The sequence below is a fragment of the Streptomyces zaehneri genome, assembly GCF_032248645.1.
Classification (GTDB): Bacteria; Actinomycetota; Actinomycetes; order Streptomycetales; family Streptomycetaceae; genus Streptomyces; species Streptomyces coriariae.
On the sequence record NZ_JASTTJ010000008.1, the window covers coordinates 233,506 to 249,691 of the forward strand.

At 69.6% G+C, this 16,186-nt stretch carries 14 protein-coding genes and 1 pseudogene; 4 read left to right on the forward strand and 11 right to left on the reverse strand.

Translation table 11 applies throughout. From position 1 onward, the window contains the following. Nucleotides 1-204: 204 nt before the first annotated feature. The 8 genes and pseudogenes from QQM72_RS16170 to QQM72_RS16205 form a co-directional block, all read right to left on the reverse strand. Entirely contained in the window at nt 205-672 is a 468-nt protein-coding gene (locus tag QQM72_RS16170; protein ID WP_314221563.1) for a hypothetical protein, read from the reverse strand. Between the two features lie 46 nt (nt 673-718). Then, the gene (locus QQM72_RS16175; RefSeq protein ID WP_314221564.1) at nt 719-1,810 is read right to left on the reverse strand and encodes a GTP pyrophosphokinase; all 1,092 of its coding nucleotides are present in this window, start codon (nt 1,808-1,810) and stop codon (nt 719-721) included. After that, nucleotides 1,792-3,114 (reverse strand): type IV secretory system conjugative DNA transfer family protein, encoded by a 1,323-nt coding sequence (locus QQM72_RS16180; protein WP_314221565.1) that lies wholly within the window; start codon nt 3,112-3,114, stop codon nt 1,792-1,794. The genes QQM72_RS16175 and QQM72_RS16180 overlap by 19 nt, the downstream gene beginning before the upstream one ends. 39 nt (nt 3,115-3,153) lie before the next feature. Further along, the gene (locus QQM72_RS16185) at nt 3,154-4,047 is read right to left on the reverse strand and encodes a hypothetical protein (protein WP_314221566.1); all 894 of its coding nucleotides are present in this window, start codon (nt 4,045-4,047) and stop codon (nt 3,154-3,156) included. Nucleotides 4,048-4,141: 94 nt separating this feature from the next. Beyond that, nucleotides 4,142-5,215 carry an AAA family ATPase gene (locus tag QQM72_RS16190; RefSeq protein ID WP_314221567.1) on the reverse strand — a complete coding sequence of 358 codons (1,074 nt, stop codon included), beginning with the start codon at nt 5,213-5,215 and terminating at the stop codon, nt 4,142-4,144. 509 nt (nt 5,216-5,724) lie between these two features. Beyond that, nucleotides 5,725-6,429, reverse strand: coding sequence for a LamG-like jellyroll fold domain-containing protein (locus tag QQM72_RS16195; protein WP_314221568.1), 705 nt, complete (start codon nt 6,427-6,429; stop codon nt 5,725-5,727). A gap of 51 nt (nt 6,430-6,480) precedes the next feature. Next, complete coding sequence (locus tag QQM72_RS16200) at nt 6,481-7,206, reverse strand: SCO4225 family membrane protein (RefSeq protein ID WP_314221569.1); 726 nt, start codon at nt 7,204-7,206, stop codon at nt 6,481-6,483. 344 nt (nt 7,207-7,550) lie between these two features. Beyond that, nucleotides 7,551-8,153: pseudogene (locus tag QQM72_RS16205) on the reverse strand (aldo/keto reductase); the annotation flags it as partial. Between the two features lie 21 nt (nt 8,154-8,174). Between QQM72_RS16205 and QQM72_RS16210 the strand changes: the two are divergent. Next, the gene (locus tag QQM72_RS16210; protein ID WP_399077400.1) at nt 8,175-8,426 is read left to right on the forward strand and encodes an ester cyclase; all 252 of its coding nucleotides are present in this window, start codon (nt 8,175-8,177) and stop codon (nt 8,424-8,426) included. Beyond that, nucleotides 8,419-9,516 carry a Gfo/Idh/MocA family protein gene (locus QQM72_RS16215; RefSeq protein WP_314221571.1) on the forward strand — a complete coding sequence of 366 codons (1,098 nt, stop codon included), beginning with the start codon at nt 8,419-8,421 and terminating at the stop codon, nt 9,514-9,516. The genes QQM72_RS16210 and QQM72_RS16215 overlap by 8 nt, the downstream gene beginning before the upstream one ends. A gap of 247 nt (nt 9,517-9,763) precedes the next feature. On the opposite strand, the gene QQM72_RS16220 is transcribed toward QQM72_RS16215, so the two are convergent. After that, nucleotides 9,764-10,891, reverse strand: coding sequence for a LacI family DNA-binding transcriptional regulator (locus tag QQM72_RS16220; protein WP_314221572.1), 1,128 nt, complete (start codon nt 10,889-10,891; stop codon nt 9,764-9,766). Nucleotides 10,892-11,310: 419 nt separating this feature from the next. On the opposite strand from QQM72_RS16220, the gene QQM72_RS16225 reads away from it, so the two are divergent. Further along, nucleotides 11,311-13,494 (forward strand): alpha-galactosidase, encoded by a 2,184-nt coding sequence (locus QQM72_RS16225; RefSeq protein ID WP_314221573.1) that lies wholly within the window; start codon nt 11,311-11,313, stop codon nt 13,492-13,494. Nucleotides 13,495-13,502: 8 nt separating this feature from the next. Here the strand turns inward: QQM72_RS16225 and QQM72_RS16230 are convergent, their stop codons facing one another. Beyond that, nucleotides 13,503-13,679 (reverse strand): hypothetical protein, encoded by a 177-nt coding sequence (locus QQM72_RS16230; protein ID WP_314221574.1) that lies wholly within the window; start codon nt 13,677-13,679, stop codon nt 13,503-13,505. A 172-nt stretch (nt 13,680-13,851) separates the two neighbouring features. On the opposite strand from QQM72_RS16230, the gene QQM72_RS16235 reads away from it, so the two are divergent. Further along, nucleotides 13,852-15,402 carry an alpha-1,2-mannosidase gene (locus QQM72_RS16235; protein ID WP_314221575.1) on the forward strand — a complete coding sequence of 517 codons (1,551 nt, stop codon included), beginning with the start codon at nt 13,852-13,854 and terminating at the stop codon, nt 15,400-15,402. A gap of 29 nt (nt 15,403-15,431) precedes the next feature. On the opposite strand, the gene QQM72_RS16240 is transcribed toward QQM72_RS16235, so the two are convergent. Then, on the reverse strand, nt 15,432-16,088 hold the full coding sequence (locus tag QQM72_RS16240; protein WP_314221576.1) for a class F sortase: 657 nt from the start codon (nt 16,086-16,088) through the stop codon (nt 15,432-15,434). Between the last annotated feature and the right edge of the window lie 98 nt (nt 16,089-16,186).

A 16,186-nucleotide genomic window follows, 5' to 3' on the forward strand; every position in this document is an offset into this window, starting at 1 on the left:
ACGGCGACAGCCAACGCCGATGCGGCCCACGCCCACCGGCGCTTCATCGAAGGGTCGAGCCTTGCCTTCCAGACCTCCCTGATGACTGTGGCTTCCCCCGGGGTGGGTTCCGGAAGCCGGCGAGCCTCGTCGATCCACTGCCATGTCATGTGCCTACCAGACGCCACGCCTGCCTCCCCCTGCCGTTCCCGCCGTGCGGGGTGTCTAGTCACCGGGTCGCGTTCCGCCCCCGCCGTCGCCGTCTTCGAGGTCCCACCGGAAGACCTCGATCAGCGGCGCCAGAGGGAGCGGATCGTCATTGGGCCGCTGACCCCTGAACCGGCCGCGCATCTGGTCCTCGAGCTCCGTCGCCGCGGCACTGACATGCTCGGGCGCGGTGAGCCGGAGCATCGCGTTCAACTCGGCCAGCCGGTTGAGCTGCTCCTCGAACTCGGCCGAGTGCGAGCCGAGGCCGTCCGCCAGGTCCTTGAGCCCGCGCTGCGCCCGCCGCGCCGCCACCAGCACGTTCGCGTAGAGCTCGCGGCACTCGTCGCGCCGCCGCACCGTCTCTGCTCGTCGGTCGTGCCGCCGGGCGGAGACGGCCGTGAGACCGAACTGGATCGCCACTCCGCCAAGCGCGAAGGCGCCCCCGACGATCCCGTCGATCACCGACATCGTCTCTCTCCCGGGCATCGCCGCAGCGTCGCCGCAGGACACTCGGCCAGGCCATATGCCGGGTTCAGAGCCGGCACCGTACTGCTTCCATGGCGCGCTGAACGCGCTGGGAATAGATTCTCTCGGCGACGCCGTCGCCTCGGCCCAGTCTGATGGCGAGAAAGCGGGCCAGCAGATCTTCGATCGTCGCCCTCAAGGCCGGTGAGCTCCGCTCGTGTTCGGCCCTGAGCTCGCCGAGGATCCACTCAACGTCATCCGGGGCGAGCGCCTCGTCCAGTTGCGAGACCGTCTCGATACCCAGGTCTGCGGCGATTCTGAGCAGGTCCCGGGTGTCCTGAGCCTTGATCTTCTCCGCGTCCGCCCCCAGAATCTCCCAGCCCGCCCCGTGCACCGCGGCGTCCAGTTGGTCGCGAACCCGCGGCGACCGCAGGTAGGCCTCCAGCGACAGGCCGTCCAGCAGGATCCCCAGATCGCCCTCGCCGACCTTGTGCGCGTACTCGTTTCCCAGGTCCGCGGTGTCGGCGCGAAGCTGGGAGAACTGGTCGTCGGCCAGTTCGAAGAGGGCGCTCAGGCTGGAAAGCCGGCGCCGCAGCCGCTGGGGCACTTCGGCCTCGCGTTTGTACGCAACCTTGTGGCTGACGGAGGACCAGGCATGCTGCAGCACAGTGCGGACCTGGATCTCGGCACGCATCTCGAGGAAGTCGTTCCACTCGGGTAGCGGCGACCTGTCCGGACCCAGCCTGACGATGTAATGGTCCGACGCGTAGCCGAAACGGTCGGCCGACGATTCGGCCGAGTTCAGAGCCGCCTCGAATTCGTCGACGGTGAGGGCGCTGCGGATCAACTCGCCCACCCGCGCCACATCCTCCAAGTAGTAGGTGATGATCCGGATCCCCGAGAGGTCCGTGATGTCCCGGAGCGGGTTCTGATACTTCCCTGATTTTCGCCCGATCTTTTCCGTGAAGCTGGCAACCGACTTCGTTCGGCTCTCGATCATCGCGACGTCGACCGATGACCGCTCGACGATGTTCTCCAGCAGCTCCGTGAGGCGTCGAGTGAACAGTTCACGGAGCGGGTGTTCTTGTTCGTAGGCTTTCCTCCACTTCAGGGACTCTCCGCCCGGAATATCGCGCCCGCTCACCTGGAAGCTCTCCACCGGGTACGCACAAGTAACTCGTCGTCGGTGAATCGTGAGCGCAGCGAGAGCACTATGGGCTGCCTGTTGCCGTAGACAAGGAGGGCCTCTCCGAACTCGATGCCACGGATCGGGCGAGGGCCGTTCCAGAGCGCATCCTTGCTGTTGGCGACCCGCTCGCCTCGGAGGATGTTCTCGAAGTAGGACAGTGTCGCCACATCGCACATGCCACTCAGGACCAGCCTGGCGGGATGGTTGTTCACGATGGACCGTGCCTTGAACTCGTCGTAGACCCGTGACAGTTGCGAGAGGTCGTGGAAGATCGAGACGAGTTGCACCCTGGTGCCTGCCGCCGTCGTGGCAAGCGTGTCGAGGTTTTCCAGCGGCGCGATGTTTCCGGCCTCGTCGAGGAGAAGCAGCAGGTGACAGATCGACGCCTCGTCGACGGTCCCCGACTCGGCGCCTTCGTCCAGCGCCGCGATGTTCAGGTCGTACGTCTTCCTGATGATGGTGCGGATCAGGCCGGTGAACAGCGGCCGATACTCCTCTTGCTCATCCGGGGGAGCGCAGATATATAGCGTGTCGGCTTTCGATGCGAGAAATGCGTCGACGTCGAGGAAGGGTGGGGTGTCGACTCCCGCATCCTCGTAGTCGAATGCCCGCAGAACGGAGCGCGTCGTCGTGTAGACGCTGTCCCTCACCCTTTCGTCGGTCGCCCAGACGGCCTCCGCCGAATCCAAGGCGGAGACATTTCCCGTATCCTCCAAAACTTTCCGTACTTTCTCTTTTTTTTGGGTCTTCACCCACTGCACGACGTCCGTCATGCCCAGGCCCTCGGCGGCGGCGGCGAAGAGGTACGGTGCCAGCAACTGGGCCGACAGGCTGTACCAAAAGCTGTCGTCACCGTTGATTCCGCCGGTCCGTCCGGACTCCGTCAATGCCCTGCCCATTCGGACGCAGTCGTCCCAGGAGCGGCAGTGGTCGAGAATGTCCCAGCTGTGCCGGAACTCGTTGTAGCGGGTCCTGGCGAGGGACCCGGACGGGTCGAAGATGTACACGTTGCCGAGGCTCTGACGCCACTGGTAGGTGTCGTCCAGGATGTCCCGTCGCACGGACGTCACCACCGCCGGACCCCCCCAGTCGATCAGGGCCGGGACGGCGAAACCCGACGTCTTCCCACTACGCTGGGGTCCGAAGACGAGCACCGGGAAATACTTCTCCGCGGCGTACAGCCGCTGCGGCGTGGTGCCTACGCGTACCCGGTACGGTCCCAGCTGCGACTGGTCGACCGCCCGGCAGGAGATGTTCTCCCACTTGTTCTCCATCCTGGCCTCCCCCTCCGGCACCGGACGCGACCGGCGCCCTCACCACAAAATGCTCGAGTATTCGTGGCCGCCGGACAACACGTCGCTGACGAATCCGCAGAGGCAACGCTGGCGAAAGAAATCGAAATACGCATCCGCGGAACGCGCGTTGGTGACAAACTTCTTCTGGTCGAACGGCTCCCGCTCGCCCACGGTGGGGACGTAGGTCACTCCACCGTAAGAGAAGTTGAAAACCAGGAGCCGCCATTTTTCGTTGCTCGGCGCCGAGACCCGGTACACCTCCAGTGCGCGCGAGGGCTGCTGCCAGCGGTTCACCTGGTACTCGATCTTTCCGAACTCCTCCGGGCTTACACCGGTGGGCGCCGTCAATGACCCGGACTCGGACGGGACCTGCCGGAGCAGACTCTCACTGAGGATCTGGATATTCGGAAAGGTCAGCTCAGAGCTCGGCGGCTCGGCACTCAGCTGTGTCTCCGGAAGCTCCACGGCAACCGAGAAATTGTAGGATGCCGACTCGACCTCGATCACCTGCGGGCGCGTCTTGTCCGGGTTCTGGTCCCAGTCGGCCTCGTCGCGGGCGAATCCCGTCAGCTCACTGTCGATGATCCGGACGGTCTGCTGGATGATGGTCACCAGGGAAGGGATGAACCGCCGGTACCACTCGTGGAAACTTCGCGCGGAGGACGGTTCGCGCGACAGTACCAGCTGGCCGCGCCCGTTGATGCTGTAGCGGAACCCGTAGTCCGGATCGCCGTAGCGGAACTCCATTCCGCCCTCGAAGCTACGCGTCTCGAGCGCGTCGAGGTTATGGAACCGGGACTCCACGAGGGCTTCTTGCAACGTCCGCTGCAAGAGGAAGATGACTCGCCGCTCTTTCTCGGCGTCCCAGCCGCCCAGGAAATTCGTCTGCGCCCGGTAGGTGAAGCTTCCCACGTGTGTCATGGTGCGCAAGAACTTCGGCGAGCGGGAGGTGGCGAGATACTCCTCGTAGGCGACCTCGAAGTCACGCTTCGAACCCGAGGAAGTTTTATCTGTCAAGACGTATCTGCTCCAGTTCTTGGTCGAGCCTGTCCAGCTTCGCCTCGTCCAGGACCACAGCCTCGACGGGATCGTCCTCCACTTGCTGGCTCAGCCGGGCAAGGAGGGGGAATATTCTCTGGTGAAGACCGCGTGCGCCGATGCCGAGAGCTGCCGCGTCTGACGCGATCCGGGCCAGTGCGCTGTCGTCGATCACCAGGTCGGCGCCGAGTGATTTCAAATACCGTCGATAGAAGAGGGACGGGTCGGTAGCCGGGTTCCGCAGGATCTCGACAAGGTCCGCGGAACCGAGCTCCTCGAACACGATGATCACCGGTATGCGGGCGATCAGCTCCTTCATGAACCCGAAGCGGACCAGATCGTCCGGGATGATCTGGTTGGGGTCGTCCAATACGCGTGCTCGGGGCTGTGGCCGTGCCCCCATGTCGTCGGTCAGGCCCGTGAAAGCGCCGGCGACGACGAACATGAGGCCGGCCGTGTTGAAGGTGACCTCCTGGTGGCTGGCCTCGGGTGAGGGGTTGAGCGTCACGCTGGCACCGTCAATGAACTGCAGGAGCCGACGCTGAACCAATTCATTGCGTTCGTTGGTCTGTTTGTTTCTGGTCGCGATCTTGTCGAATTCGTCGATGAATACGATTCCCCGGCTCGCGACCTTCAGTTCATCAAGGTAAGCCAGGCCGTCGTCGTTGAGTGAACCAGCCGGCAGCTTCTTCTCCTTCATCAGCCTTCGGGAGGTCGTGAGGAGTTCGACGAGTATGTCTTCGAGGTTCACACCAGAGCCCAGGCCGCCCAGATGGGTTGCGTCGACGACGGCGAGAGGGATGTGCAGGTTCTGCGCGGCCCGGCGAATCGCATGTGTTTTCCCGACCCCCGTCGGGCCGATGATCAGCGCGTTCGGCGCGGTGTGGTCGTCATCGGGATGTGAAAACCACTCGGAATGCATCGCGAGCAGTGTGGCGAGATCCCTGATCGCCGTCTCTTGACCGACCACGGTCTTGCGTAGTTCCGTGAGTATCTGCCGGGCCGAAGAATCGACCGGCCCGACGCCTTCCCCGGATGGCATCCGTGGTCCCCCTATAGGATCCGCTGTGCGGCGTACACCGAAATGCAGTGCGATCCGTGCCCAGTGGTATCACTGACACCCCCGTAGGCAAGGCCATGTTCATCCTGCCTACGGGTGAACGATATAGCCTGACGTGACCGTTCCGCGAGCCTGACGCCATAATTGGCATCTTTGTGGTTACTGGTGGGAGGGGATGGACCAAAGCGAATGGTGAGGCGAAGCTTTTCGAGCCGACGGACCGCTGTGAAATGCGGGAAACAGGGTGTCGTCCGGTGGGCCACACCTGCTGTCGCCGCAGGACCGGCCACCTCGCCGCACCACCGCCGAAAGCGGGCGTCGGCCTGCCGAAGCGGGTCCGGCCCCGTGGACGGCCCGCCGGACCCCCGGGAGACCGCCCGGTTCGGCTCAGGCACCGGCGGTCGGCCGGAGCACGACGGCCCGCCGGAACCTGGGTTCGGGCGGGCCGTCGGGGAGTTCGGGGAACAGAGCTCAGGCAACGGGCTCAGGGATCAGCACAGACAGGGATTCGTACCCCACCCGAGGCCGAGGACATCCCCGTCCCTCAGGGCACCCGAGTAGGCCTGCACCTCGTCCACGTCGCCGTTCAGGTACTCGCCCCAGCCGTCACCGGCCTTGGCCCGGCCGATCTGGAGGGCACCGGTGCTGTGCCGGCCGTCGGGGAGGTGCCCGGTCGCCTGGGCGTTGGTGTAGCCGTCGACGTAGAGCTTGATCGCGTCGGAGGCGTCGTCGTAGACCACGGCGAGGCGATGACCCTGGCCCTCGCCTCCGTCCGCGCCCACGATCTGGGACACCACCTTCTCGGGAGCTCCGGCCTCGTCCTTCTCCGGCATCACCAGCTGCCAGGTGTGCGTGGACGGCTCGTAGCGCACCTTGAAGGCGTCGGTGTGCTCGCCGGCCTGCGAGAGCACGGTCATCGGGTGGGCGGGCTCGGAGTCCGCGAGGCGTACGACGACGCCGAGCGTGAAGCTGTCCCGGGTGTCCACGACGGGCCCGTCGGCAGCGGCATACCCGTTCTCGCCGTCCAGACGCAGATGCCCGTCGCCGACGAGTGGCGGCGGCACGTAGGCGCAGTCCGGGTCGATGTCCGGGATGCAGGAGCTGTCGGAGCCCCGGTAGATCGAAGCCCCCGTGCCGAGCCGCAGCGGTGCGCCGCCGGTCTGCTCGGGGCTCACCCCGTCCGTCGCGTTCTCCACAGACCAGTGGCCGAGCAGCTTCGGCGGGCCGAGAGTCCCGGGACGGCGGGCTCAGACGGCCGGACGCGCTTCCCGTACCCGCAGCCGGTGTGCGAGCCGGCCGAGCAGTACGGCGTTGAACAGCCCGGCCAGTGCCGTGACCACGGCGAAGACCAACGGGCTCAGCCAGGTGAGCGAGGAGTACTCCGCGGGTGCCGACAGCGGGACGGCGAGCAGGCTGACCGGTGCCGTGGCCATGAGCGGCCAGATCCCGGCGAACCCCGGGTCCGGCAGCACGTACGCGGCGAAGAGGAAGAACCCCAGCGCCGCCGCGACCACGACGAGGTATCCGCGCGCGAGCCAGTTGTCCACCGCGGGCGCCAGCAGGGCCCGGGCCCCCCGCGGCCGGGGACGCTCGGCGGGGTCCGGGACGCCGGGGAGGGGAGCACGGCGGCCGGACGGAGCGGCGGCCGTGGACCTCGCGACGAGGGCGCCGAGCACCGCGGAGTTCACGAGGGCGCACAGCAGCAGCCAGCCGACCCAGAAGCCGACGGCCGACGCCTCGACCGCCCCGCCGCCCTTGGTGCCGGGACCGAAGGGGAGGACCATCCCGAGGAAGGAGAGGGGCGCGGTGAGCAACAGGGGATCCGCGGCGAAGCCGCTCTCCGGGAACAGGAACATGACCGCGGCGGAGGCGGCGACGACAGCCAGATAGCCCCGGGCCGGCCAGTTGTCCGTGGCGAGCGCGAGGAGGCGACGCAGGCGCGGGAGGCGGCGAGAACGCGAGGCATCGGTCATCGTGGGGTCCTTCGGGTCGGTCCGGGTCGGTCCTGGGTCGGTCCGGGTCGGTCCTGGGTCGGTCCGGTCCGGTGGTCTCCACGATGGATCAGGGCGCGCGTTCAGGGTTGAGTACGGGTACTCAACCCTGGCTGGGGGTTTCGGCCGCCGCGGACGCCGTGCTCACAGTTCGGCGAGCCGAGCGAGGACGCGCCTGGGGAGTCCGGCCGCTGTCAGCCGCAACGGCGGCCGGACTCCCCAGGCGGCGGCCGGGCTCTTCTCCAGGTACTCCTCGTCGTCACTTGGGAATGCGGCACACTTCGCCCGGATGCCGACCCGTGGCGTGCGTGATGGTGCGTCTTCGATCAGCGGTCGATGGCGGCCATGTTGTCCGCGTCGTAGCGCTCGCCGGAGGCCGGGGGCAGGTCGTTCAGGCGGGCGACGTGGCTGGCAGTGAGCTCGATGTGGTCGGCGGCGGCGTTCTCCTCCAGCCGGGCGACTCGCTTGGTGCCGGGGATGGGCGCGATGTCGTCACCCTGGGCGAGCAGCCAGGCCAAGGCGACCTGCGCGGGCGTGGTGTCGATCTCGGCGGCCACGGCCCGGACCTCGTCGACGATCCGCAGGTTGCGTTCCAGGTTGCCGTCGGCAAAGCGGTGGTTGGTGCGGCGCCAGTCGTCGGCGTCAAGATCGGTCAGAGAGCGGATGTTGCCGGTCAGAAAGCCGCGGCCAAGCGGGGAGTACGGCACGAAGCCGATACCCAGTTCGCGCAGGACGGGCAGGATCTCGGCCTCCGGGTCGCGGGTCCACAGCGAGTACTCGGACTGGACCGCGGTGACCGGATGCACGGCGTGAGCGCGGCGGATCGTGGCGGGACCGGCCTCCGACAGGCCGATGTGGCGGATCTTGCCTTCGGCCACCAGTTCGGCCAGCGCGCCAACGGTCTCTTCGATGGGCGTGCCGGGGTCCGCACTCGGGACCAGGTCATTGCTGTGCTGAACGGCGACATCGACGCGGTCCCGGACTTCCACTGGGAGCCCCGGGAGATCGCGGTCGATGGTGATCGCCTGGCCGCCCGTCTGACCAACACGGGCACGCCCGCCAAGGAGTGGCTCGGCGTGGCTCCCACCGGCGCCTCGTTCGAGATCGTCGAGTACGCCATCTACCAGGTTCGTCACGGGCGGTTCGTGCACATGACGGCCCTGCACGACGCTGAGACCCTGAGGCGGCAGCTCGGTGCCTGACCCCCGTAAGCCGATCGGCGTCGGCATCGTCGGCCTGAGCGCCACGGGAGGCTGGGCGGCCGGGGCTCACCTGCCCGCGCTGAGCGCCGTCGACGGGATCGAGCTTCGCGCGCTGGCGGCGAGCTCCGAAGCCTCGGCCCAGGCCGCGGGAGCGGCGTATGGCGTACCCGCGTACACGTCGGTCGAGCAGCTCGCCGGCGACGAGAACGTCGACCTCGTTGTGGTCGCCGTCAAAGTGCCCCAGCATCGCGAACTCGTGTTGCCCGTGCTGAAGGCGGGAGTGCCGGTGCTCTCCGAGTGGCCGCTCGCCGTCGACCTGCGCGAGGCCGAGGAGTTGGAGCGTGCCGCCGGGACGACGCGCACCTTCGTCGGTCTTCAGGGACGCTCCTCGCCTACCTTCCGCTGGCTGGCCGACCTCGTGTCCGAAGGATTCGTGGGGGAAGTGCTCTCCGCCACCGTCGTGGCGTCCTCGACCGAATGGGGCACTCCGGTGTCTCCGAACATGGTCTACACGCTCGACCGCAAGCTCGGGGCCACGATGCTGACCATCGCGTTCGGACACGCGATCGACCTGGTGTCGATGGTCGTCGGCGAGCTTCAGGAAGTGGTCGCTACGACCGCGACCCGGCGCCGCCAGGTTCCCCTCGGGCGCACCGGGCAGGTCGTTCCGATGACCGCCGAGGACCAGATCGCGATCTCGGGCACCGCGGCGGGCGGGGCGATCCTGTCCGTCCACCACCGTGGAGGCGCGGCATCGGGTGCAGGGTTCTCTCTGGTCATCGACGGCACGAAAGGGAGACTCGAGATCACCGCCGCCGAGTTCCCGCACGTCGGTCCGGTCACGGTGCGTGGCACACGCGGCGTCGGTCGGCCTACGAAGGTCACGCTGCCCAGCGGCTACGACGACTATCCCGGCCTGGCCGGAACAGTGATCCACACGCTGGTGCACGCCTATGCCGCGATTCGGGACGACCTCGTCCACGGAACGGCTGTCGCCCCGGACTTCACCCACGCCGTAAAGCGCCACCGACTCCTTGACGCGATCGTACGGTCCGCCGCCACAGGCCGACGAAAAGCCCTCCATCCTTAGGCGCGCAGCCGGTCGATTTCGACACTGTCCGACATCACTTCGCCACATCGGCCCCTGCCGTGTGTGCCGGCATACTCGGCCGCACGCTGACCGATCGAGAGCGGACACGAGCAAGCGTGGCGTGCGGCGCGGCAGACCCCGACAACGGCCCTGGCGACAGGTCAGACGATCTTCACCATGGACACCCGCCGACGACCAGCGCGAGTACCCCGCCCGCCCCGCACACCAGACCCGTGACCTGCGTACTTCATGTTGCACAGGTCTCACTCATGGCGGAAATCCACTGACCCTGCGCCCGGTGTCGGGCGTCGGCGGGCCCCGTGCTCTCGCGGAGGATCAGGGCCGTACCGGCGAACGTCGGAGCGGGGGGCCGGTAGTCGTTCTCCAGCCGGCCGCGCAGGAGGGCGAAGGCGTCGCGGCCGAGGCCCTGGAAGTCCATCCGGACGGTGGTGAGGGACGGGGTGACGAACTCCGCGTGCGGGGCGTCGTCGAAGCCGATGACGCTGACGTCTCCCGGTACCGACCGCCCGGCGTGGTGCAGGGCGCGCAGCACGCCCAGCGCCAGGTCGTCGTTGCCGCACAGGATCGCCGTGACCTCCGGGTCGCGGGCGAGTTCCCGTCCCTCGTCGTAGCCGACCCGCGCGTCCCAGCCCTTGCCGCCGTGGGGTTCGGGCGGGGTGATGCCGGCGGTTTCCAGGGCGGCCCGCCAGCCCTGTGCACGGGGCCCTTCCGCGCGCCGGGTGCCCACCGACGTCGGGATCGCGACGTAGTGGACCGTCCGGTGTCCGAGTTCCAGCAGGTGCGCGGTGGCGGCGCGGGCCGCTTCACGGTCGTCGGCCCAGACGGCCGGACGGGGAGGGGGCCGGCCGTGTGAGGGCGCTTCGACGACCGCGGCGCACGGCACGTTCTCCGGGACCCGGTCCAGAGCCGAAGCGGCGAGCCGGTCGAAGCCGATGACCATCAGTCCGCCACCGTCGGCCGCCGCAGCGGAGATGGTGCGGTCCAGGTCGTCCTCGGGCGTCAGCAGCTTCACACCCAGCGAGTAACCCGCGGCGCGGGCCGCTTCCTCCAGGCCCTGGAGGGTGGCCGCATAGCCGTAGAGGGTGGTGTTCGACGTCAGTACGGTGACCGACCGGGTGACTCCGCTGGCCAGCGCGAACGCGGTGGCGTTGCGTCGGAATCCCAGTGTCCCGACGGCCGCCTCGACCCGCTTGCGGGTCTCCTCGCGGACGTTCGGGTGGTTGTTGATGACCCTCGAGACGGTCTGGTACGAGACGCCGGCGGCCTGGGCGACGTCCCGGATGCTCGCGGCCTTACGCGGTTCCGGGCCGGGATCCGAGGGGTTGCCGAGGCTTGTGTGACCGGTCACATCCATGTCACGATTGTGATCGGTCGCCATGACGACCGTCAACAGGAACCCCGGATCCGCCCGGGATCGTATCAACACACCGTGCGCGCCGGCGGGCGCGGAGCCGGGCGCGGAGGCGGGCAGAGAGCCTGTCGCCAGGGCGGGCGCGGAGCCGCCGGGCGGGGCCGGCGGGGGCTCCGGGCGGGATCCGCGCGACATCGCACGCCGCGACATCGCACGCCGCGCATCGCACGCCGCGCACGGCGGCCCGTCGGATGCTCGCGCCCCGCGACGCATCGCACCTGGGACACCGCGGCGCATCGGGTATCGCGGAGCTGTGGTGCACCGCGCCCCGGGACGCATCGGGCATCCCGCCCCGCGGCGCATCGGAAGCCGCACCCCGCGGCGTACGCGAGAGACCGCACACGGCAGAAGGGGAAACCGCGTTGACCATCGCCGACGAAGCGGCCGAGAGGTCGCTCATCTGGTCCCACGAGGCCCTTGGGCTGCACGCCGTCACGGATTCCGCCGGGTCGGTCAGGCTGGGCGCGCCGGGCCGGGAGTGGCACACGCTGCTGCCGCTCGTCGAGGTCACCGCCACCGGTCACGGCCGCACCTGGTCGGGGGAGCGCTTCATCGACACCGCCATCGGCGACCGGCTGGTCTACCGGGACCACGAGACGGCCGACGAGGGGGACTGGCAGCGCACGACGATCCGGCTGGCGGATCCGGTGACCGGCCTCGCCGCCCATATCACCCTGCGGACCTGCCCCGGCGCCGGCTTCCTCCGCTCACAGGTGCGTCTGGTCAACGAGGGCCGTGTCCCGCTCCGGCTGGAGAGCGTGTCGACCCTGGCCGTCGGCGGGATCGTGGACGGCTCGGGCGCGCCGGACGGCCTGACCCTGCACTGGGCGGACAACGACTGGCTCGCCGAGTGCCGTTGGCGGCACAGCGCGTTCCGCGACCACGTCGTCCCCCTGAGCCGGGCCGCCCACGGACACGAGGGGCGCGGCTGCTTCGAGCGCTACTCGCAGGGCAGTTGGTCCTCGGGACGGCACCTGCCGATGGCCGCGCTCACCGACGACCGGACGGGCCGGGCATGGCTCTGGCAGATCGAGTCCAGCGCGGGCTGGCGTTACGAGACGGGCGAACGGGAGGGCGCCGCCTACCTCGCTCTCTTCGGGCCCGACGACGCCCACCATCAGTGGCACCAACTCCTCTGTCCAGGAGAGGAGTTCAGCACCGTCCCCGCCGTCCTGGTCCGGGCCGAGAGCGGTGGCCTGGACGCCGCGTTCGGTGAACTCACCGCCTACCGGCGCCGGATCCGCCGCCGCCACCCGGATCACACGGCGCTCCCGGTGATCTACAACGACTACATGAACACCCTGATGGGCGACCCCACGACCGAAAGGCTCCTGCCGCTCGTCGAAGCGGCGGGAGCCGCCGGTGCCGAGGTCTTCGTCATCGACGCCGGCTGGTACGACGACGACGCCCAGGGCTGGTGGGACGCCGTCGGCGCATGGGACGCCTCGGACCGGCGCTTTCCGGGCGGCATCCGGCAGGTTCTGGACGCCGTCAGAGCGCACGGGATGACCCCGGGACTGTGGCTGGAGCCCGAAGTGGTCGGTGTGCGCAGCCCGTTGGCCGACACGCTGCCGCCCGAGGCGTTCTTCCGCCGGGGCGGGGTCCGCGTCACCGAACACGGCCGTCACCACCTGGACCTGCGTCACCCCGCGGCCCGCGCCCACCTCGACCGGGTCGTCGACCGGCTGGTGGGGGAGTGGGGTGTGGGTTATCTGAAGCTCGACTACAACATCAACATCGGCCCCGGCACCGAGAACGGCGGCGAGAGCGCCGGTGCCGGGCTGCTCGGGCACCACCGCGCGCACCTCGACTGGCTCGGCTCCCTCCTCGACCGGCACCCCGGCCTCGTCCTGGAGAACTGCGCGTCGGGCGGGCTGCGCATGGACTACGCCCAACTCGCCGTGGTCCAGATCCAGTCCACCAGCGACCAGCAGGACCCGCTGCGCCAGCCGCCCATCGCCGCCGCGGCCGCCACGGCGGCGACCCCCGAGCAAGCCGCCGTATGGGCCTACCCCCAGCCGCACTTCGGGCTCGACGAGATCGCCTTCACCCTCACCGGCGCGCTGCCGGGCCGCATCCACCTGTCCGGGTTCCTCGACCGCATGAGCCCGGAGCAGTTCGACCTCGTCCGCTCGGGTCTCTCCGTCTACAAGGCCCTGCGCGCGGAGATCCCCGACAGCCTGCCGTTCTGGCCGCTCGGGCTGCCCTCCTGGGAGGACGGCTGGCTCGCCTACGGCTGGCGCGGTCCCACCGCCACCTGGCTCGCACTGTGGCGTCGAGAGCCCGCCGCCGGGGGGCAAGGGAGCGTCCGGAGCCGCCGCGACCGGCCCCCGGCCGACGACAGCACCCGCACCGTCACGGTCTCCCACCTGCGCGGCAGCCACGTCCGCCCCACGCCGCTCTACCCCGTCACCGCCGACGCGAACGCGACCTGGGACGCCGCCGACGGGCAGCTCACCGTCTGCCTGCCCCGCCCCGGCACCGCCGTACTGCTCCGCCTGGACATGGCGTCACCCCCGCCGGACGGCACGCCGCCGCACCCCTGACCGGCGGGTCACACGCCTCCTCGTCCTCCCGCGCGGGCCGACGCGTCCTCGGCCCGCGCGGCGAGGCCGGCGACGAGATCGGCCGCGGGGCGCAGGTGCGCGCCGCCGACCGGTCCGCCCCTCGGCGCCGACGCGATCGGACGCCGCACACCGAACGGCTCCGTGAAGGCCGTCGACAACGTCATGCCCTCATCACCGTCCTCGCCGGGGCGCAAGGGCACCGGCTCCGTGCGGCACGGCGTGAGGGGCGGCGACTCGGGCGTCCGGCACTGTCGGAGCGAGGCGCTAGGGTCCACCTGATCGCGTCACCTCCCTTGGGTGACAACGTTGTTGACTGTCTATCAGGAGTGATGCGCAATGAGCTTGCAGGCCACCTTCGCCGACTTCTCCGTCGACCCCGCCCGGCTGTCCAACGCCGTGGTCAGGCATGACCGGGCCGAGTTCGGCGGATCCCACCTGACGCTGGGCGCGGGCGCGACGGTGACGCTGGACTTCGAGGTGGCCGACCCGGAGGACATCCCCGAGGCGACGCTCACCGTCACGGCCCTCGTCTCCAGGCTCGGCTCCGCCCCGGGCCACGCCCCGATCGACGTACTCGTCCAGGGCGAGGCGCTGGCCGAGGACCTCACCGTGCCCGGTGGCGGGGACCTTCCGCAGGACAACGTGTTCGCGGTGCCGGCCGGCATGCTGAAGCCCGGGACCAACACCCTGGAGATACGCGCTTCGGCCGAGGCGCGCAGCACGCTCCGGCTCTACCGGATCATCCTGGACTCCGTCGACGAACGGGGCGCCTCGGAGCGCGCGCTGGCGGCGCAGGCCGCCCGGAACTCGGTGTTCGCCTACCGGACGGAACTCCGCCCCGCCCACGACTCCTCGTCGACGTCCTGGCAGGAGGCCCCGCGGCTGGTGTTCCACCTCGACCGGGACGAGCACTCGCTGCCCGCGCAGCTCGGCTGGCGAGGCGAGGACGGGACCGAATCGGCCATCAGCTTCCAGTCGAACATGTCCGACTTCCACGGCTGCCACCGCACCGCCGACGGTACGGCCTACGAGTACCGCGGCCGTCTCACCGGCGGCTGGTCCTTTCCGGAGGGTCTCGAGGAGACGTCGGCGTCCGGGCTGCACCGCTTCCGCACGGAGGAGGGACACGGTGGTCGCTGGCACAGCTCGCATGAACTGCGGTTGCTGGTGGACGACGGCGTGGCCCCCGTGGAGCGGGTGACCTGGCGTGACCAGCGAGGCAACTCCGGCGTGGCCATGCTCCAGAGCGTGCCGGGCGAGACCGCCACCGACGCCCGGGTGGCCGACGTCGAGGCGAGCGACGAGTTCGAGGAAGCGGGGGAGACGGCGGACAACCTGTTGAACGGCTCCCGGTCCAAGTGGCTGGCGCACGACGAAGCCCCCCGGCTCCACTTCACCCTCGCCCACCCCGCGGTCGTCACCTCCTACACGCTGATGTCGGCGAACGACAGCCCCGATCGCGATCCGCGCGACTGGACCCTCGAGGGCTCCTACGACGGCCGTACCTGGACGCGCTTGGACTCCCGCGCCGGGGAATTCTTCGACAACCGCTTCGAGACCAGGGAGTTCCGCCTCCGCGCCCCCGCCTCGGGCTACCGCCACTACCGCCTCGACATCACCCGCAACTCCGGCGCGATCGAGACCCAGCTCGCCCGGGTCCGCTTCGTCGAAGGCGCCGTCGGCCGGGCGTTCACCGGCTACTACCAGCGTTACAACGAGGGCCCGATCGGCTATCGCGGTACGCCGGTCCCCACACCCGCACCGGCGTCCGCGCCCCTCGCCATCCCGGCGCCCCTGCTGGCCGCGGACCTGGAGGCGGCCGTCCGGTCCCTGACCGACACCGCCCAGACCCTGGCCGCCCTGGCGTCCCGCCTCCGCGACAGCTGAGCGAGGCGGCCGCCGCCGCGGTGCGGCGTTCAGTCGCGCGTCGCGTAGACGATGAGGTTGTTCACCGGATGTCCCTCGGCGTCGAAGTCGCCGTCGCAGGTGATCAGCCGCAGGGCGCGGTCCGCCGTCGGGCCGTAGACCTTCTGGGTGGGGAAGGAACCCTTGCTGACGCTCTCGGTACCCGTGACGGAGAAGTGCGCCGCGTCTCCTCGTGCGTCGGTGACGGTGATGTCCGCGCCCTCGGTGATCTTGTTGAGGTCGTGGAAGACGGCCTTGCCGAACCGGGTGTCGTTGTGGCCGATGATGACGGCCGCACCGGGCGCACCGGGCACGGCGCCGCCGGTGTACCAGCCCGCGGTCATGCCCTTGTCGGCCGGCGGGACCTCGACGGTGCCGTCCTTACGGAGGCCGAGCTCCATCAGGGAGCTGGTGATCCCGAGCGAGGGGATGGTCACCTCGGCAGGGGCCGGCGGCTGCCCGGCCTGCGACGCGCCGCCGGACGCGGGGGTGCCCGCCGCGGTGGAGGAACCCGGGTCGGCCGCGGGGGCGGTCTTCTCCGGGGCGGACGAGCAGCCGGTGAGCACGGCCAGCGCCACGGGTACGACGAGGGCGACGCGGACGAGCCGGGCGGCGGCCGGGGCCGGCCGGGTGGCACGGCGGCGCAGCGGACGGTGTACGGGGGACATGACGGGCTCCAAGCGGGGTGGGTGCATACGCGGCGACACGCGGACGCACGCGTGGGTGCGAACGCGCCCGCGGAGATGAGCGGGGCTGAGCGGAGGTA

Coding starts and splice junctions, on each gene's coding strand:
- QQM72_RS16170 (WP_314221563.1), bottom strand. CDS start 672: ATGCCCGGGAGAGAGACGATGTCGGTGATCGACGGGATCGTCGGGGGC.
- QQM72_RS16180 (WP_314221565.1), bottom strand. CDS start 3,114: ATGGAGAACAAGTGGGAGAACATCTCCTGCCGGGCGGTCGACCAGTCG.
- QQM72_RS16190 (WP_314221567.1), bottom strand. CDS start 5,215: ATGCCATCCGGGGAAGGCGTCGGGCCGGTCGATTCTTCGGCCCGGCAG.
- QQM72_RS16200 (WP_314221569.1), bottom strand. CDS start 7,206: ATGACCGATGCCTCGCGTTCTCGCCGCCTCCCGCGCCTGCGTCGCCTC.
- QQM72_RS16220 (WP_314221572.1), bottom strand. CDS start 10,891: ATGGATGTGACCGGTCACACAAGCCTCGGCAACCCCTCGGATCCCGGC.
- QQM72_RS16230 (WP_314221574.1), bottom strand. CDS start 13,679: ATGACGTTGTCGACGGCCTTCACGGAGCCGTTCGGTGTGCGGCGTCCG.
- QQM72_RS16235 (WP_314221575.1), top strand. CDS start 13,852: ATGAGCTTGCAGGCCACCTTCGCCGACTTCTCCGTCGACCCCGCCCGG.
- QQM72_RS16240 (WP_314221576.1), bottom strand. CDS start 16,088: ATGTCCCCCGTACACCGTCCGCTGCGCCGCCGTGCCACCCGGCCGGCC.